The sequence below is a fragment of the Myxococcus sp. AB036A genome (assembly GCF_006547355.1).
In the GTDB taxonomy this organism is placed as follows: Bacteria; Myxococcota; Myxococcia; order Myxococcales; family Myxococcaceae; genus Myxococcus; species Myxococcus virescens.
This window is the reverse complement of the sequence record NZ_VHLC01000143.1, coordinates 1-17,828: the sequence shown is the minus strand read 5'-3', so window position 1 is coordinate 17,828 and position 17,828 is coordinate 1. Positions and strand designations below refer to the sequence as shown.

Annotated in this window: 10 protein-coding genes, 3 tRNA genes and 1 pseudogene; 5 read left to right on the top strand and 9 right to left on the bottom strand. The window is 68.3% G+C overall.

Annotation, left to right across the window (positions count from 1 at the left end):
* Positions 1 to 463 precede the first annotated feature (463 nt).
* A complete protein-coding gene (locus tag FL344_RS35280) occupies positions 464 to 730 on the top strand; it encodes a hypothetical protein (RefSeq protein WP_228565602.1) in 267 nt (88 codons plus the stop codon).
* A 29-nt stretch (positions 731 to 759) separates the two neighbouring features.
* Here the strand turns inward: FL344_RS35280 and FL344_RS35275 are convergent, their stop codons facing one another.
* Complete coding sequence (locus FL344_RS35275) at positions 760 to 1,740, bottom strand: methyltransferase (protein ID WP_141588885.1); 981 nt, start codon at positions 1,738 to 1,740, stop codon at positions 760 to 762.
* Between the two features lie 166 nt (positions 1,741 to 1,906).
* On the opposite strand from FL344_RS35275, the gene FL344_RS35270 reads away from it, so the two are divergent.
* Entirely contained in the window at positions 1,907 to 2,632 is a 726-nt protein-coding gene (locus tag FL344_RS35270) for a 2OG-Fe(II) oxygenase (RefSeq protein WP_141621616.1), read from the top strand.
* 26 nt (positions 2,633 to 2,658) lie between these two features.
* The gene (locus FL344_RS35265) at positions 2,659 to 3,036 is read left to right on the top strand and encodes a DUF1330 domain-containing protein (RefSeq protein WP_011553593.1); all 378 of its coding nucleotides are present in this window, start codon (positions 2,659 to 2,661) and stop codon (positions 3,034 to 3,036) included.
* Between the two features lies 1 nt (position 3,037).
* Here FL344_RS35265 and FL344_RS35260 read toward each other — a convergent pair whose 3' ends face one another.
* Positions 3,038 to 4,717 carry an amidase gene (locus FL344_RS35260; protein WP_194863370.1) on the bottom strand — a complete coding sequence of 560 codons (1,680 nt, stop codon included), beginning with the start codon at positions 4,715 to 4,717 and terminating at the stop codon, positions 3,038 to 3,040.
* A 77-nt stretch (positions 4,718 to 4,794) separates the two neighbouring features.
* On the opposite strand from FL344_RS35260, the gene FL344_RS35255 reads away from it, so the two are divergent.
* Positions 4,795 to 5,853 carry a patatin-like phospholipase family protein gene (locus tag FL344_RS35255; RefSeq protein ID WP_141621615.1) on the top strand — a complete coding sequence of 353 codons (1,059 nt, stop codon included), beginning with the start codon at positions 4,795 to 4,797 and terminating at the stop codon, positions 5,851 to 5,853.
* Positions 5,854 to 6,024: 171 nt separating this feature from the next.
* Here the strand turns inward: FL344_RS35255 and mepA are convergent, their stop codons facing one another.
* The 7 genes from mepA to murJ form a co-directional block, all read right to left on the bottom strand.
* Positions 6,025 to 11,367, bottom strand: coding sequence for a myxosortase-dependent M36 family metallopeptidase MepA (mepA, locus tag FL344_RS35250; RefSeq protein ID WP_141621614.1), 5,343 nt, complete (start codon positions 11,365 to 11,367; stop codon positions 6,025 to 6,027).
* 600 nt (positions 11,368 to 11,967) lie between these two features.
* Entirely contained in the window at positions 11,968 to 12,912 is a 945-nt protein-coding gene (locus FL344_RS35245) for an aromatic alcohol reductase (RefSeq protein WP_141621613.1), read from the bottom strand.
* 220 nt (positions 12,913 to 13,132) lie between these two features.
* Positions 13,133 to 13,206, bottom strand: a tRNA-Met gene (locus FL344_RS35240).
* 35 nt (positions 13,207 to 13,241) lie between these two features.
* Positions 13,242 to 13,315: transfer RNA gene (locus FL344_RS35235), tRNA-Met, on the bottom strand.
* A 67-nt stretch (positions 13,316 to 13,382) separates the two neighbouring features.
* A tRNA-Met gene (locus tag FL344_RS35230) sits at positions 13,383 to 13,456 on the bottom strand.
* 101 nt (positions 13,457 to 13,557) lie between these two features.
* Entirely contained in the window at positions 13,558 to 15,498 is a 1,941-nt protein-coding gene (locus FL344_RS35225; RefSeq protein WP_141621617.1) for a S1 RNA-binding domain-containing protein, read from the bottom strand.
* 272 nt (positions 15,499 to 15,770) lie between these two features.
* Entirely contained in the window at positions 15,771 to 17,468 is a 1,698-nt protein-coding gene (gene murJ, locus FL344_RS35220; protein WP_141621612.1) for a murein biosynthesis integral membrane protein MurJ, read from the bottom strand.
* Positions 17,469 to 17,573: 105 nt separating this feature from the next.
* On the opposite strand from murJ, the pseudogene encB reads away from it, so the two are divergent.
* Positions 17,574 to 17,828 (top strand): annotated as a pseudogene (encB, locus tag FL344_RS35215) (encapsulin nanocompartment cargo protein EncB); the annotation flags it as partial.

Here is a 17,828-nt window from a genome sequence, read left to right as displayed (position 1 = left end):
GCCCAGCGCCTTGCCGCCCGACTCCAGCGTGATGTCGCCATCGAAGAGGTCGATGCCGACCGCGCCCACGATGACGAACAGCCAGTACGTCATCACCACACCGAGGACGATGGTGAAGATGGCGGTCGGGAAGGCCAGAATGGTGTCGAGGAAGGCGCTCATGCGGCTTGCGCACCACTCTAAACGAATGTCATTCCCATCGAAAACGCGCCTTGCGCTTTTCTGCCCCGACCCTGGGCGGGCGGCCGGACGGCACCTGCGTTGCCGCGCAGCCCCACCCTGAGCACTACAGGAGGACAGCTCATATGGGGTGGGCGGGATTCCCCTGACTCAAGGCGCATGGCCCCTCACGCGGAACCAGCCCGGCGGTCCAGTCCCCGGCCAGCAGCCCGGCCCGAGACGCAGCTCGAGCGGCTCCAGCGCGAGAGTACGGCCCCAGCGATCCGGAGGCACCGGTGGCCTGGTGAAGAAGACGGTGATCAAGAAGACCCTGGTGGCCGCCGTGAAGGAGGCCGCCGAGCACCTGGGCAACACCCCCGCGGTGGCGCGGTCCTCGTATATCTACCCGTCCGTGCTCGCCATGTTCGAGCGCGGCCAGGTGGTGGACACCTGGTTCGACTCCGTGGACGAGCTGGCGGAGACGCGGAGCGGGAGCCTCCACTGTTCGGAGAAGGCCTTGCTGAACATGCTCGACACGTCCCGGCAGCGCCGGAGGCGGGCGGACCACTGAGCCCCCACCTCACGGCGACCGCTGGTGGCTCAGGCCACCACGGCTTCGACGACGCTGGGCGGCATCGTCGTCGGGAAGACGTTGGACAGTCTCAGCCCCGCCTTCTCCAAGAGCGCCGTGTACTCCGGCCCCGTGCGCTCCCGGCCGCCCACGAGCACGAGCATGGCCAGGTCGTAGAGGTTGCCGAAGTGGGGCACGTTGTCGCCGGGCAGCACCGTCTCCACGATGAGCAACCGCGAGTCGGGACGCATCGCCGCGCGGATGCACTTGAGGATGCGCAGGCTCTGCTCGTCATCCCAGTCATGGAGGATCTGCGACAGGATGTAGACGTCCTTGCCTTCGGGAGCGATGCGCTCGAAGAAGTCACCAGCGACGACGTCACACCGCTGCGACAGCCCCTGCTCGGCGATTCGCTCGCGGGCTTCCACCGCCACGTGTGGCATTTCGAAGACGGTGCCGCGGACGCCGGGATTGGCCTTGAGGATGTGCGTCAGCAGCATGCCTGTTCCGCCGCCCACGTCGACGATGCTGCGCGCGGAGGAGAAGTCATATCCGTTCACCACGGCGGGCGCGTTCAGCGTCTGGTACGCGGCCATGCTGCCATTGAAGATGGCGGCGACATCGGGATGCGTCGTCATGTAGTTGAAGAACGTGTCGCCCATGAACTTCTCGACCGTGGGCTTGCCCGTCTTCAAGGCGGTGACCAGGTCTCCCCACGCCTGCCACGACAGGATGTGTCCATGCGCCCGGAGCGAGCCATACACGGAGCCGGGGTTGTCCTTGCGAAGCATTCCGCCCAGCTCCGTGAGGGCCCAGCGCTGCGTGGACTCATCCTTCACGAGCACCCCCAGGCCGCTGAGCAGTCGCAACAGCCGGCGCAGCGTGGGCGCATGCGTCCCACTGGCCTCGGCGAGCTCCTCGACCGTCTTGGGCGTATCACCGATGGTATCCGCGAGCTCGAGTTCCGCCATGATTTGAAGGCTTCGGGAAACCCAGAAGCCATAGACCATTTGCGTCATCTGCAGAGCGGCGGGCGGAGGCGCGTGAGAGGCTCGAGGTTGCTGGCTCATGTGTCCGTCTCCAAGGAGTTGAGTAGCATCGGCTAGGCTGCAACCTATAAGGTAGGCTGTAAAACTGCTACGGTTCTCTTATTCACCCTGAAGTCCGAGTCTCCCCGTGCGCGCTTACATCACCCGCCGAGAGGCCTTGCCCCGCAGCGCGCTTCATGAGCTGCGGACCGCCCTGCTCGGCTCGCGCTTCGTGGCACGCAGTCCGTTGATGGGGACGTTCCAGGCCAGCCGGGGGTTTGCCTTCATCTTCACGCACGAGGGCCGCGCCACGTTGGAGGCCCGCTTCCCCTTTCTGGTGCGCTACCTGGCCCACGTGCTGGACCCGATCCATGCGACAGGATTGTTGCCTTGGCATGAGCGGCTCTGGGGTTCGCGGCGGGAGCAGCCCGCCCCCAATGCATTCTATCTCAACCTCTTGTTGCTCGAGGCGGGGCGCGGCGTGGGGCGACACATCGACGCGACACTGCAGGAGCCCAGCGGCGTCCCCGATGCGACGCCCCGGCACGTGAGCGTGCTGTATCTCCAGGTCCCCGAGCGCGCCTGGGGTGGCGAGCTGCGCCTTCTCCAGAATGACACCCCCGTGGGTGAAATCCGCCCACGCGAGGGCCTGCTGGTGCACTTCCGCGGCGACCTCCAACACGAGGTGCGGCCCTTCACTGGCAGCCAGGAAGGCGCGACCCGCGCCAGCCTCGTGTGTGAGCAATACGTCTTCCCGCCCGAGGCGCTCGCCCGAATCCCCGCCTTCCGCATCCAATCCAAGGCAGGCTTCGCCGCGTATCTCGACCACCAGCGCGAGCAGCCCGGTGGCGGCTCCGTTGGCACGTTGGAATAGCTTTCATCCCGAACCGAGGAGGCACCATGGCCGTCGATCCTCAGCACACCGACGTTGAACGCTTCATGCGGGAGGATCCCGGGGGCCCCGTGGTCATCCTGAACCTGGTGCGCTTCAAGGAAGGCGGCCGCGCGTCCTATGAGGCCTATGCGAGCGCGGTGATGCCCTTCATCCAGAAGGTGGGCGCCCAGCCCCTCTACGCCGGAGACGGCTCCACGGCGCTGGTGGCCGATCCCGGACAGACGTGGGACGCGGTGCTCCTGGTCCGCTATCCCAGCCGCGCCGCCTTCCTACAGATGGTGGCGGACCCGGAGTACCAGCACATCGCGCACCTGCGCACGGAGGCGCTCCAAGAAGCCGTGCTCCAGGCCACCACGCCCTGGGCCACGTCACCGGAGCCCTGAGTCAGGGCTTCGCGGGTGGGCCTCCCGCGCCAGCGTGCACCCGCAGGTCCGCCGTCTCCGCGAAGGTGGGCGGGCGGCGGTGCTTCGACGCCTGTTCATAGGCATGAGCCAGCTTCAAGAGGACGGGTTCGCTCCAGGCCCCGCCGATGAAGGACAGCCCCACGGGCAAGCCGTACACGAACCCCGCGGGCACGGTGATGGAGGCGTAGCCTGATACAGCCGCGGGCGTGGAGCTGCTGCCCAGCCAGTGGTCCCCGTTGATGGGGTCGATGAGCCCCACGGGCGCCTGCGTCGGCGCGACCAGCGCATCCAGCTTGTGCTTCTTCATCACCGCGTCCAACCCCTGCGCGCGCGACAGACGGCGGCAAGCCTGGAGGGCCTTGAGATAGGCCTTGTCCGTCAGGGGCCCCTTGGCCTGAGCCATGTGGAAGAGCTCCTGGCCGAAGTACGGCAGCTCCGACGGCGCGTGCGCTTCGTTGTAGCGGATGAGCTCCGCGAGCGTGCGCGGGGCCGTCCCCTCCTCCAACGTCGCAAGATAGGCCTCCAGCCCCGCCTTGAACTCGTAGAGGAGGACCTCCAGCTCGGGGGCGTCCACCTGCGCCACCGCGGGAATCGGCGCCGGGTCCACGAGGATGGCGCCGCGGGACTTCATCAAGGCCAAGGCCTCCTCCACGAGCGCGTCGGTGGCCGGGTGGTAGCCGAAGAAGCGCTCCCGGGGCACGCCGATGCGAGCGCCCTTCAGCCCGTCCACGTCGAGGAACCGGGTGTAGTCCGCATGGGCCTTGCCCCGGCTCGCCGCCGTCGCCGCGTCCGAAGGGTCCACGCCCGCGAGCACGCTCAACAGCGCCGCGGCATCCGCCACGGTGCGCGTCATGGGGCCAGCCGTGTCCTGGCTGTGGGAGATGGGAATGATGCCGGAGCGGCTCACCAGTCCCACCGTCGGCTTGAGCCCCACCAACGCGCTGGCCGCCGCGGGCGACACGATGGAGCCATCCGTCTCCGTGCCCACGGACACGGCGCAGAAGTTGGCCGCCGTGGCCGCGCCCGCCCCCGAACTGGAACCCGAAGGGGTCCTGTCCAGCGCATACGGGTTGCGCGTCTGGCCACCCCGCGCGCTCCAGCCGCTCGCCGAGCGCGTGGAGCGGAAGTTGGCCCACTCGCTCAGGTTCGTCTTTCCCAGGATGACCGCGCCCGCGGCACGCAGGCGCTCCACGATGAACGCGTCCCGCGGCGGCCGCGCGCCCACCAACGCCAGGGAACCCGCCGTCGTCTGCATCTGGTCCGCGGTGGCGATGTTGTCCTTGAGGAGCACCGGGATGCCGTGCAGCGGGCCCCGGGGTCCCTTCTCGCGGCGCTCCTGGTCGAGCGCGGCGGCCGTGGCGAGCGCGTCCGGGTTCAGCTCGATGACGGAGCGCAGCGGCAGGTGCCCGCGCGAGTCCCAGTCGGCGATGCGCGCGAGGTAGCGCTCCGCGAGGCCTTGTGCGGTGAGCTCGCCTGCCTTCATCGCGGCCTGGAGGTCCACCACGGTGGCCTCGGCCAGTTCGAAGGGCCGCTCCGGCGTCGGGGCCGCCTGGGCGGGGACATCCAGTGAAGCAAGCGCCGTGGCAGCGGCCGTTCCGCGCAGGAGGGTGCGGCGGCTGAGGTCCACCGGGGAGCCGGGAGAGGCTGCGGTTTTCTTCATGGTGGGAGGCTACAGCACCCCGGGGGCACGCGAAGAGTCGCAACCCCGGTGGGGCTTCGTTAGGTTGGCGGGCCGATATGGCCTCCCACCTCACGCTCCTGGCCGGGCCGGACGCGCTCCGGCTCATTCGCGAACGAGGCTTGCGCTGGGACGACGTGGACGTCGTCCCCGGTGCCTCCGGCGGTCCGAAGTGGCTGGTGCTGGCGGGACTGGACCGGGCGCTCTTCGCCGGCCTCTTCCAGAACCGTTCGCGCCCCCTCCACCTCATCGGCAGTTCCATTGGAAGCTGGCGGCTCGCCTGCGTGGCCCAGAAGGACCCGGTGCTGGCCTTGCGCCGCTTCGAGGCGGCGTACATCGACCAACGCTATCCGCCCAAGCCCACGCCCACCCAGGTGAGCGAGACCTGCGAGCGCATCCTGGATGCGCTGCTGGGCGAGGACGGTGAAGCGGAGATTCTGGACCACCCCTGGGCACGGCTGCATGTCGTCACCGCCCTGTGCCGGGGAGCGGTGGGAATGGAAGGCCCACGAGCGCAGCTCTTCGGGCTCGTGCTCTGCGCCCTGGGCAACCTGGTCAGCCGACGGACGCTGGGGCTCCACATGGAGCGCGTCATCTTCCACTCGGCCGGGGACACCAGCCCCTTCGCCGGGCTCAAGGACCTGCCCTCCACCCACCTGCCACTGACACGAGAGAACCTCCGGCTGGCGCTGCTGGCGTCAGGCTCCATCCCCCTGCTCTTCAGCGGCGTGCGTATTCCCGGCGCGCCCGCGGGCGTGTTTCGCGACGGCGGCGTGGTCGACTACCACCTGGACCTGGACTTCGGCCCGGGCACGGGCCTGGTGCTGTACCCGCACTTCTACCCGTACGTGGTGCCGGGCTGGTTCGACAAGTCGCTTCGGTGGCGGCGGGCACGGCCCCAGAACTTCCGCAGGGCGCTGCTCATCGCCCCGTCTCCGGAGCTGGTGGCCCGCCTTCCTGGCGGCCGGATCCCGGACCGGATCGACTTCGAACGGATGAAGGACGCTGAGCGCATGCGTGCCTGGAACCAGGTGGTCTCCGAAAGCGAGCGCATGGGCGACGAGTTGCACGAGCTGATGGCCACCGGACGCCTCGCGGAGCACGTGCGGCCCCTCTGAGGTCCGCGGCCCCTCGGCCCGGAAAAGTCGACGGCCGGCCCCCTTGAATCCGGGAGCCGGCCGCCAGGAAGTCCATCTTCAGTCGGCGTTCCGCGACGCCCGGACACTCACTTCATCCGGGCCCCGCGGAGGCCTCCTTCCACCCGGAGGCAGGAGGAGGACCCGCGCGTCTCAGTTCAGACGACGGCGGCGCAGCAGGCCGAGCAGCGCCAGGCCGATCATGCCGACCGGAGCGCCCGCGCCCGTCGCGGAGCAGCCACCGCTGTCACCGCCGTTGCGGGCGGAGAACTGCACGGTGGTGCTGCTCTCGACGCCCGCGGAGTCCGTCACCGTCAGGCGGAACGAGAACGACGCCGTCTTGTCGTCGAGGTCAGGCAGGTTGACGACCGCAACCGCCTGGTCCGCGCCGGAGATGGTCGCGTTCGGACCGGAGACCTGCGTCCAGCGGTACGTCAGCGCATCGCCGTTCGCGTCGCTGGAAGCCGAGCCGTCGAGCGTGGCCGACGTCTGGTTGCCAGAGAGCACCGCGCGAGCGGACGCCACCGGCGCGTCGTTCTCCTCGGTCACGCTGATGGACGTCACGTCGACCACAGTCGCCGTACCGTCGTTGACCATCAGGAGGAAGCTCAGCGGCTCGGAGGAGGCCGGCGCGGTGAACGTCGGCGTCAACGAGGTCGCGTCAGACAGCGTCACGGGCGTGCCGGCGATCTGCGTCCAGACGATGACGAGCGTGTCACCGTCAGCGTCGGTCGCCGTGCCGTTGAGCGTCACGGTGGCGCCCTCCGCCACGACAGCCGACTCACCCGCGTCCACTTCCGGAGCAGTGTTGCTCGGGTTGGCACCCGGGTCCGCCGCCACGACGACGCGCACGACGTCGCTGGTGGTCGAGGTGCCGTCGCTGACCGTCAGGATGAAGCCCAGCGTGTCACCGTTGACCGTGCTCGGCGCGGTGAACGACGGCGTCAGGGTGTCGGCGCCCGTCAGGGTCACCTGCGTGCCACCGATCTGCTCCCAGAGGTACGTCAGCGTGTCACCCTCGGCGTCGCTCGCGGAGCCGCTGAGCGCCACGGTGTCGCCGGCGTTCGCCGTGGCATCGATACCCGCGTTCACAGTCGGCGCAGAGTTCACCGGCAGAGAACCGTCGATGATGGTCACCGGCACCGCCTTGGAGGCAGAGGCCGAGCCGTCCGTCGCCGTCACGGTGAACTCGTACGAGCCCGGGACCGGGGTGGCGAAGGAGATGGCGGACGTATCGGCGCCATTGATGGCGACCGTCGAACCACCCGTCTGCTCCCAGCTGTAGCTGAGCGCGTCACCATCCGGGTCGACCGCGGAGGCCGTCACGGTGACAGTACCCGCGGCGAAGGCCACGGACGTGTCGGAGACGATGGGCGCGCGGTTCGCGTTGGTGACCGTCACGGTGACCGTGTCGTTCGCCGTAGCGATGCCGTCGCTGACCGTCAGACGGAAGACCAGCGGCTCATCCAGCGTGACCTCGGGCGCGATGAACGTCGCCGTCGGCGTGGTGTAGTCCTTCACCGCCACCGGCGTACCGGAGACCTGGGTCCACAGGTACGTGAGGGCATCGCCGTCCTCGTCGCTGGCGGAGCCGCTCAGCGTGTACTCAGCGCGCTCCTCGACCGTGCCGTCGAGGCCCGCGTTCACGGTGGGCGCATGGTTGGGCAGCGCCACCGTCACGGTCACCGAGTCCGTGGCCGTCTTGACGCCGTCGGAGACGGTCAGCGTGAACACCAGTTCGGTGGCCGCGGTGACCTGCGGCGCCGTGAACGACGGCGTCAGGGTGTCAGCACCCGCCAGGGTGACCGCGGGACCAGACGTCTGTGCCCAGGTGAAGGTCACCGGCTGGCCTTCCGGATCGGCAGCCGAACCGTAGAGGCTCACCAGTTCACCCGGCGCGATGGAGCGGTCCGGACCGGCGTTGGCGATGGGCCAGGGGTTCACACAGACGCCATCCTCAGCCGCGATGGTGGTGAACGGGGTGTTCGTGATGCCATTGAACTCGAGGTCGTCCAACAGCCAGCCCGTGTAGCCGGCGCTCATGTCCGTACCGACGCGGAAGCGGACCTGCACCGTCTTGCCGGCGTAGGCCGTGCCCAGGTCGATGGTCGCGGGGAGCATGCCCGGGAACTGAGGGTTGTAGCTGGACAGCGCGGGCTTGCCAGCCAGCGGGTTCAGGTTGCCCTCGTAGTTCTCGAGAACCGTGTTGTGGATCGGATCGCCGATGTCCACCCAGGTCTGGCCACCGTCCTCGGTGATTTCGACCGTGGCGCCGTCGTAGTCGTCCTCGAAGTCCCAAGCGTGCAGGAAGTTGATCACGAAGGGCTCGGTCGCGCTGACGTGCAGCTCAGGCGAGATGAGGCGAACGTCGGCGAAGGACGGGGTGTTCTCCGCGTAGAACGTGCGGTTGCCGTCCTCGAACGTGACCACGCTGAACACGGCCGGGGTCAGGGCCTCGTCGTAATCGGTCTCCCAAGGCAGCTTGGACGGGGTGATCTGAACGTCCTCGATGTTGGAGGAGTTCGCACGCTCGTCGAAGTGCGTCGTGAGGATGATGCTGTCCGTGATGTCGCCGGGGATCGCCTGGCCCGCATCACGCGCCGCGATGTCGATGGTCACGTCCTGCTGGCCCGTCGCGCCCGTGAGCGAGACCGGGATGGAGACCGTGGCCGTACCGAACACGGGGATGACCGGGAAGCTCGCCTGACCACCGTTGCCGAACTCGAGACCCGAGAAGGCGGAGGACAGGTTGACGCTGGAGGCGGACGCAGGCAGCGCGCCCGCGTTGCGCACGGTGACCTCGATGCGGCCCGTCTCACCGTTGTCCAGGATGCCGTCGAGGTCGCACGAGCCAGCCTCGACGTCGTCGATGAACTCGGCCGACACGATCTGGATGGCCGAACCAACCACGAAGCTCTCCACGACACCGGCGTGGTTCGTGGAGTAGCGGTCCGGAGCCACGGCGCCGACGCCCGCGCCGCGCTTGGCGAAGGCCGCCCAGAACCGCTCGGCGTCCGCCGGGTCGTTGGCGTAGGCCGCCGCGATGACGGCGTCACGCGCCTCCAGGTACGTGGGGGCCGCCGGCGTGAGCTTGTACCCGTTGACCAGGTAGCTCTTCATCCGGTCCTGCGCCTCCTGGAACGGATGCGCGCGGAGCAGCGACGTGTAGCACTCCCACAGCATCGTCGCCCAGATCTCGCCGGAGTTGTGGACCTGCGAGTTCGGCAGACCCGTGTTGCCGTTGAACGGCACGCCCGTGGGCAGCGCCACGCCGTCCATGATGTGACGGAACGACAGCGCGTTCTTGGTCTGGTCCGACGAGTACGTGCCACGGCGAATACCGAAGAACTCGGAGTTCGCGTCCGCGCGCGTGGCGTAGCCCGCGGCGGCGTAGGCGCCGTTCCAGTTCGCGTTGGACGGGACGTTGATGTCCTCGGCGCGAACCATCATCAGCAGGGCGGTGAAGTCACCCCAGCCCTCGCCCATCGCGCGGCCCTGGTTGTTCACCAGACCGGACGAGTTCGCGACGAGGCGGTTGCTGATGTAGTGACCCCACTCGTGCGCCACGATGGCGTTGTCGATGGTGCCGTCGATCCACGTGGTCGGACCACGCCACAGGGTGACGTTGAGCGCCGGCAGACCGCTGCGCAGCACGTTGCCATCATCCAGGTTCACGCGGAGCGTGGGGATGGTGATGGTGGTGGACTCGCCGCCCAGGTCGATCGTGGGACCCGCGACGTTGTCGTGGATGATGACGCCGATGGCGCCCGCGTTCTGCGCGTTGGTCACCTTGATGGTGAAGTCGCAGCTGCCGCGGTCGATGATGGCAATCTTGCCAGTGACCTCGGCCGCGTTGGTCAGCGCGGTGCAACCGTCACGGTCCGTCGGGCCCGTGGTGTTGGCCGCGTCCTGCGCCGCCACCACGTCGCCGGTGACGCTGAAGGTCTGCGGACCGAAGGAGGAGGAGACGCCACCCTCGTAGTCACCCGCGACCTCCGCCGGAGCGTTCGCCGTCAGGCGCGAGTTGCGCGGCCCGGCGAACAGGTACATCTGCATGCGCGGCGACGCACCGTCCGCCGGCGTGAGCATGTTGGCGTTGTCGGTGCCGCTGTAGTCCTGCGCCTGCGCCTGCAGACGGTCACCACCCACGCCGCCACGCCCGAAGTTGTCATGCTGGGCGTTGCCGGAGGCCTCGTCGAAGCCGGCGTCGTAGTACCAGTCGTGGAGCCAGTTGTTCAGGAAGAACAGGCTCGTCGTCGCCGCGGCGATCTGCTCGTTGTTGGCGTTCGGCTGGATGCCGAAGTCGATGGTCCGGTCGAACACGCCCGGAGCCGTGACGGAAGCGCGGAGGTCGCCGGCGTTGAAGTAATCCGGCGCGGTGAGGTCCGCGTACGCGTCGACGTTGTTACCCACCGTCTCCGTCGCGCCGTCCGGCAGCCAGGGATCGTTCCGGCTGAACGGGAGGCTCTCGAGGGTGATCAGGTTCGCCGGAACGTACGGCGACTGGTAGCCGTCCGGGCTGCCGGTCGGGTGCGGCGTACCGCCGCTGCCGATCGGACCGTCGTGCGGGGTGTACGGCGGCGTCGTGTCCGAGAACACACGGTAGCTGAACTCCGCGTGCGCCTTCAGGTCGTTGCGCATCAGCAACTGACCGTCGGCGGCCGAGATGACGTACGCGAAGTAGTCCGAGTCCACGCTGTTCGCGCGGCCCGTGTTGATCTCCACGTAGTACGCGGGGACCAGCTTGCCAGGCAGCGGGAAGTAGACCTGCTTCGCGCGGGCGGGGATGACAAACCCCTCCTCGAGCGGACGCGCGTAGCTGGCCAGCGTGAAGTGCGAGTACTTATCGCCCTTCTTCGCGTCGCTCACGCGGGTGAGCAGGTTGCGGTCCAGCGCGGCGCCCGTGAGGTCCTTATAGGCCACGGCGATCGCCTCGGTCGCAGGCAACGTGAAGCGCGCCTTGGCCTTGGGGATCTCCGCGGAACCGTGCTTGGAGAGGCTGCCGGAGATGGCAACCACCTGGTTGTGCTTGTTCAGCAGCACCTTCAGCGACTGGCGGAAGACCTCGATTCCCGAGGACTCCTGGGCCAGCGTCACGACCTTCACGCCCTGCGTGTTGGTGCTGACGTTGGTGACCGTCGCGCCCGCGGCCTCAAACGAAGAGAGACCGTAGAGAGGAGCGTGGGCAGAAATCTGCGCCAGCGCCGCCTTGGCGGGAGACATCTTCGCGTACTCGCCGCGGAGCTTCGTCTGCTCCACAGTCGGGTGCGTCCAGATGAACGTCGGGGAACCGGTCAGCGAGTCCTTGTGGGCGACCCGCGCCCCCTTCAGGCTGCTGTTGACCGGCTTGAATCCCGCGGTAGCACGACCCGCGGGCTTCGCGTCCTGGAGTGCATCGTAGTTCGGCAGCGTCCGGGCGACGGAACTGGTACCGGACAGTACCAGGGCAAGCCCGGACAGCGTGGCAACCAACCTTCTCACGTGGGGAAACTCCATTTACGACGGCGGGGGTGGCCGCCTTCCTTACAGCCTGGGTCCAAGGTTCCGGCCCCATCGCCGAAACTCCCAGTCACGGTCAGAAGGCGACCAAGTGACAGATTGTCACCTGGCGGAGAGATTAGTGCCCGATCGGATGTAAGTTAAAAGGCGACATGCGCATTTTTTCCAACGGAGCGCAGAATTCCGCAATTACGGCAGGTTGCGTCGAACATGCGGGAGCCATGAGCGCTGGTTATGGACGCGCAGGCGTCTGGGGAGTGGTGTTCTAGGCACTTGTGCTTGGCGCGACTGGTGTCTGGGCACCGCGGAACGCCCGTTCCCGCGCGCCGAAGCCACCATGGACCCGGGTAACGCGACACCTGAGTCCATGTCGCGCGGCGACAGAGGCACAAAGGACTCAGGAAGCGCGACGCAATCCGCCTCCGAGGAGAAAAACAGCACGGCCACATCCCGTGGCTGCCCCTGGGGACATCTGCGCTGCTGTGATGATCAGTGCGCGCCCGCGACGCAGTGCGCCCTGCTGGCGTGCGACCCGAGCCCGCAGCGCACCGCCACCGAGACGCGCTGACTCCACCGAGTGTCCGCGATGCTCGCGGGCTACGGCGGTGGAGCGAGTGGCAACGTCGCCCGCGCGGATGTCGACACCCTCCACCGTGCTTCAAGGAAGTCGCGCAGCGTCATGGGCCGGAGCCGCGGGTACTCGGCATTGGCCGGTTCGCGCAGTCTCCCCTTCCCCGCAAGCTGCGAGAGCAGACTCAGCTCCGCTGAAGACACCTGAACGGACACGCCTTCGGGCCGTGCGCGCACGAGCTGCCGGCGAAGGTCCTCCACACTTCCCCTGCACAGGCGGCGCAGGCGCTGACCGGTCAGCGCTTCGTACAGGGCGGCCACGTCATTCACCGTCGCCACGTCCCCCACGAACTCCAGCCGCCGGCCCGCGGCGTGAGGATCCACCAACACCTCCGCCACCCAACGCGCCGCATCCGCCATCGCGGTGACGTCGAAGGGCTCGTCCCCCGTGCCCCAGTACGAGACAACGCCGCGCTCGAAGTCGAACACCTGCGCCTGCGGCGACAGCGCCGTCTCCATGAACGCGCCGCAGAGGACGAAGGTGTGCGGCACGCCGCTCTTCACCACGGCGTCCGCGACACGGCGGTGCGCATCCATGAAGGCGTCACCCGCGTCCGCGTCGGTGTAGTCCAGCGAGTAGTCCGAAGGGATGAAGCGGATGACGCCATGCCGCCGCGCGGAGTCCAGCAACCGGAGTTGCCCTTCCACTTGCACCTCGGGTGGTCCGCTCACGGCGGAGACCACCGCGTCCACGCCCTCCAAGGCCGAATCGAGCGAGCGCATGTCATCCAGCGTCCCGCTCACCAACGTCACCCCATGCTCCGCCAGGCTCACCAGCGCGTCGCTGCGCGTGCCCGGACGTACCAACACGTGCAGGTGGATGCCGGGACGCGCCAGCAGCGCCGACGCCAACCTGCCACCAAAACGCCCCGTACCTCCGACCAGCAGGACATGCGTGATGTCGGCGTCCATGGACTCCTCCTCGTCGTTGTCGGCGGCGTGAGCCGCGCATCACCGGTGGGGGCAATCCCCTACGAGGAAGATGGACCGTGGTGCCGGGTACGCCTTCACCAGCGAACACAACGCGCTCGGCGGGACGCAGGGCGGCCGTGCCGGAGGACGCTCGAAGTGTCGAGACGCGCAAAAAGAAATCGGCCCGGCCATTCCATGAGAATGACCGGGCCGACTTGAGTTGCGGGGGCAGGATTTGAACCTGCGACCTTCGGGTTATGAGCCCGACGAGCTACCAGGCTGCTCCACCCCGCGACATGTTTGGGTTCAGCGATTCGAAGTGCAACGAGTTGCGGGGGCAGGATTTGAACCTGCGACCTTCGGGTTATGAGCCCGACGAGCTACCAGGCTGCTCCACCCCGCGACATGTCTTGAGACTCAACTACTCGAAACCTGACTGCGATTCCAATCAAGTTCCGAAGAACAACGAGTTGCGGGGGCAGGATTTGAACCTGCGACCTTCGGGTTATGAGCCCGACGAGCTACCAGGCTGCTCCACCCCGCGGTAGAGAGAGGCGAGGCGGTAAGTACCGTCCCTCGCCTGGACCGTCAACACCTTTCTCCAGCGCTGACCACATCAACGAAATCAGCGCTGGAGACAGGGAATTACTTGCGCGCCTTGCTGAGCAGATCCGCGAAGGTGCCGAAGCCCTTCTTGCCCGCGCCCTGCGGCTGCTGCGTCTTCTGCCAGGCCTCCACCTCGGCGCGCTCCTCCGCGCGGATGGCGGCGGTGACGGACAGGCGGATCTTCCCGGACGCGTCGATGTCCAGGATGGCCACCTTCACCTCCTGGCCCAGCGAGTAGTGCTTGCGCAGGTCGGTGCCACGCTCGGTGCCCGTCTCGCTCGCGGGCAGCAAGCCCTTGCCGCCCGGGAACGCGAGGAACACGCCGTACGGCTCGATGCGATCCACCTTGCCCACGACGACCTGACCCACCTTGGGACGGGGCGCGGCGGGCTGCGCCGGAGCGGCGGCTTCCGCGGCGGGCGCCGTGCGCTCCTCGGGAGGACGCTGCGCCTCTTCCTCGGAGATGCGGCGCAGGCCGATGCGCTTCTCCTGCGTGTCGATCTTCTCCACCGACACCCAGATGGTCTCCCCTTCCTTCACCACGTCGCGCGGGTGTGCGATGCGGCGGTCGCTGAGCGCGGAGATGTGGACCAGACCGTCCACGCCCGGACGCAGCTCCACGAAGGCGCCGAACTGCTGCAGGCGGACGACCTTGCCCTGGAGGCGGTCGCCTTCCTTGATTTCGGACAGCGCCTTCTGGAACGGATCCTCCTGGCGCGAGCGCATGGACAGCGTGATGCGCTCCTTCTGCTTGGACTTGTCCGGCGAGTTGGGCTGGCCGGCCTCCATGCGGAGGATCTCGACCTCGACGTCATCGCCGACCTTCACCACGTCGCTCGGGTGACCGACGCGGGTGTACGAAAGCTCGGAGACGGGAATCATGCCCTCCACGCCGCCCAGGTCCACGAACACGCCGAAGTCGCGCACGCCGGTGACCTTGCCCTTGACGATCTTGCCCTGGGCCAGGTTCTTGCGCGTCTCCGCGGCCAGCTGCCGCTGCTCATCCTCCAGCAGCGAGCGGCGCGACAGCACCACGTTGCGCTCGCGGACCTCGCTCACGCGGAACTGGAGCTTCTCGCCGATGAACTGGTCCGGCTTCTCCACGTAGCGCAGGTCCAGCTGGCTGATGGGGCAGAACGCGCGGATGTCACCGATGGCGACCTCCACACCGCCCTTGTTCACGCTCAGCACCAGGCCCTCGACGGGCATGCCGGAAGCGCGGGCCTCGGCCAGCAGGGCCAGGTTCGCGCTGCCCTTGGCCAGCGCGCGGCTGAGCAGGATGCCCTTGGCCCCCACCTCCACCACGTGCGCGTCGATGGTGTCACCCACGCCGAAGCGCAGGATGCCCTCGTCGTCCTTCAGCTCGCGAAGCTCGATCATCGCCTCACTCTTGGCCGCGCCTTCCACGGACACGAACGCGGTGTCCGCGCCGAGCTGGAAGATGGTGCCACGGACCTTCTCGCCCACGCGCAGGCCCTTGCGGCTGGGCGTTCCCCCCTCCTTGGCCTGCGCCTCGAACATCTCGGCGAAGGACTGGGCCTCGGGAACTTCCTCATACAGCGCGCTGGTCGGCGCCGGCGTCGGCGTGACCGGACGCGGCGTGGGGGCCGGCGTCGCAGCGGAGGATTCGGCGGCGGCGGTCGTGTCCTCAGCCGTCGCGGTCGCCTCGGCGGGAGCATCCCCCACCGGGCCGCGCGTCTCGATGGCACCCGACGCCCGCTTCACGACGACCATGGGGCCCGACGGACGACGGTCGCCTCCGCCACGGCGCTCGCTCCCGCCACGGGGCCCCCGCTCGTCGCGCGGCGCACCACCCGCCGGAAGCGGCTGGGCGTCGCGCTCACCGCGGCCACCGCCGCTGCGCTCGCCGCCTCGGCCACCGCCACGCTGTTCGCCCCGACCGCCCTCGCTGCGAGCTCCCCCGGAAGGGATGCCGAGCATCACGTCACCGAAGGTGGCCTTCGGCTTCTTGGGACCCATCCCGCCAGAATTGGAACCGTTCTTCTCGTCGCTCACTGCGAGACCTTCCTGAAGCGAATTCGACCCTGGCTTCCCGAGAAGCCGGGCCCCGGTGAAAAAGGCGGCGCACTCTACACGCGCGCCATGTCCGGAGGAAGCCAGATGACGCACATGCTGTTGACGCCAACGCTCCGACCATAACGGAGGCACCCCGTCAGAGCATCCCGGACCCGATGCTTGCAACGCCAAATAGCGGCCGCTTACCAGGCAGGGAGCCAAGCAATCCCAGGTGGTTAGCGCACCAGACGAAGCTTCCGCCCCACCTTGCGCAACACCGTTCCCGCCTCCGGGATGCCCAGCGCCGCTGACATCCCGAAATAAACAGCACCGAACGGGAGCGCCACTGCTGCGAAGCCCAGAACGGGGTGCAGGCGCGGCGGCATCAGGAAGCTCCCCCCCCACTCCGCCGTCACGCCGGGCATCGGCCCGAGCAGCGAGGTGAGGCCCACCTTGACGCCCACCGCCACTAATCCAGCCACCGCCGCGGCGCCCCACAAGCGAGGCAGCAGTCCAGACGGGACGCCGACCGGCCCGAGCTGCTTCACCAGCTTGCGGCGTAGCAGTCCCGCCTCCAGCCAGGCCACCAGGCCGCTGGCCAGGGTGAGGCCCAACGCGCCCAGGTGCTGCGGCACACCCAGCCATCCCGGCAGCCACAGGCCCAGCACCCATGCGCCCAGGGTGCCCACCAGCACGCGCACCACCGCGAAGCGCAGCGGCGTCTTCGGATCCTTCAGCGCATAGAAGGCGGAGGCATAGAGACGCCCCACCGTGGAGGCCACCAATCCCAGCGCAGCCCCCATGAGCAGGTACCAGAGGTAGCGCGAGTCCGCCGCATCGAAGCGCCCCGTCTGCAGCAACGCCGCCGCCACCATGTCCCCCAGGAAGAGAAAGGCGGCCGCCGACGGGACGACCCAGAAGCAGATGCGGCGTGCGCCTCCGTCGATGCGTTGGCGCAACCTGGCGGCCACGTCCGCGCCCTCCCCCGTGGCGCGCGACATTTCCGGCAGCTCCGCCGCGGACACCGCCATCCCAAAGAGGCTCACCGGGATGAGGTAGATGGTCTGCGCGTAGAGCAGCGAGGACAGCGCGCGAGTGGAGATGAGTGACGCGAAGGCCGTGTCCACCCACGCACTGAACTGGACCACGCCGCGCCCCAACACGACCGGCCCGAAGTTCTTCAGCACCTGCCGCACGGGCTCCGCCGCCAGCGACAGCGTCGGGCGGAAGCGGCCCATCAACTTGAGGACGGAGGGCACCTGCACCGCGAACTGGAGGAAGCTGCCCAGCACCACGGCGTAGGCCAGCACCGAAACCAACGCCTCTTCCTCGTAGCGGCCTCCCGCGGCCACCAACGCGGCGATGATGACCAGGTTCCACACGACGGGCGCCAGGTACGAAAGGAGGAAGCGCCGGTGGCTGTTGAGGATGCCCAGACACCAGGCGCTCAGCACCAGCATGCCTGTGCCAGGGAAGAGGATGCGCACCAGGTGGACGGCCAGCTCCCGCTCCTGTCCCTGGAAACCGGGCGCGATGGCATCCACCAGCAGCGGGGTGAACACCATGCCCAGCGCCACCACCACCGCCGTGACCAGGGACAGGATGCCGAAGACGGCGCCCGCGACCCGGTCCGCCGTCTCCGTGTCCTTGCGGCCCAGGAGCTGCGCGTAGACGGGAATGAACGAGCCGGAGAGAACGCCCTCGCCGAACAGGTTCTGCAGGAAGTTGGGAATGCGCAGCGCCGCCTTGAAGACGGCCGCGACCTCCGAATTACCCAGGTAGTGGGCGAAGACGCGCTCGCGCACCAGGCCCATCAGCCGGGAAGCAAGGATGCCGGCCGCCACCAGCGCGGCACCACCTCCTGAACGCTCGGGACGAGGAGGCGCAACCGGCGCAATCGGCGGGGGCGGAGACTCGGGCGAGGACGTGGTCACGAGAGCGGCGGACTCTACGCGGGCCGTTCGGTGTCATGAAGCCCGAAACCCCGTCCCCCTGTTTCGCTTGACGCCGAACCCCCTGGATTGCAAGGGTCCGTTCCAATGGCCGGCCCTCCCGACAGTGACTTGGACGACGTGGCGCGCATCCGCCTCGTGCTGGCACGTGAGCTGGAGACGATCAACGAGTACGAAGCCTACGCCCGTGCCTCCTCGAACCCCGAGGTCCGCGCGTTCTTCCAGCACCTGGCCGCCGAGGAGAAGGAGCACGTCTCCGAGGCCGTCCACATGCTTCGCATGTTGGACAGTGGTCAGAACGACCACTTCGCCAAGCCCTTCGTCCCCGGTCATTTCCAGGCC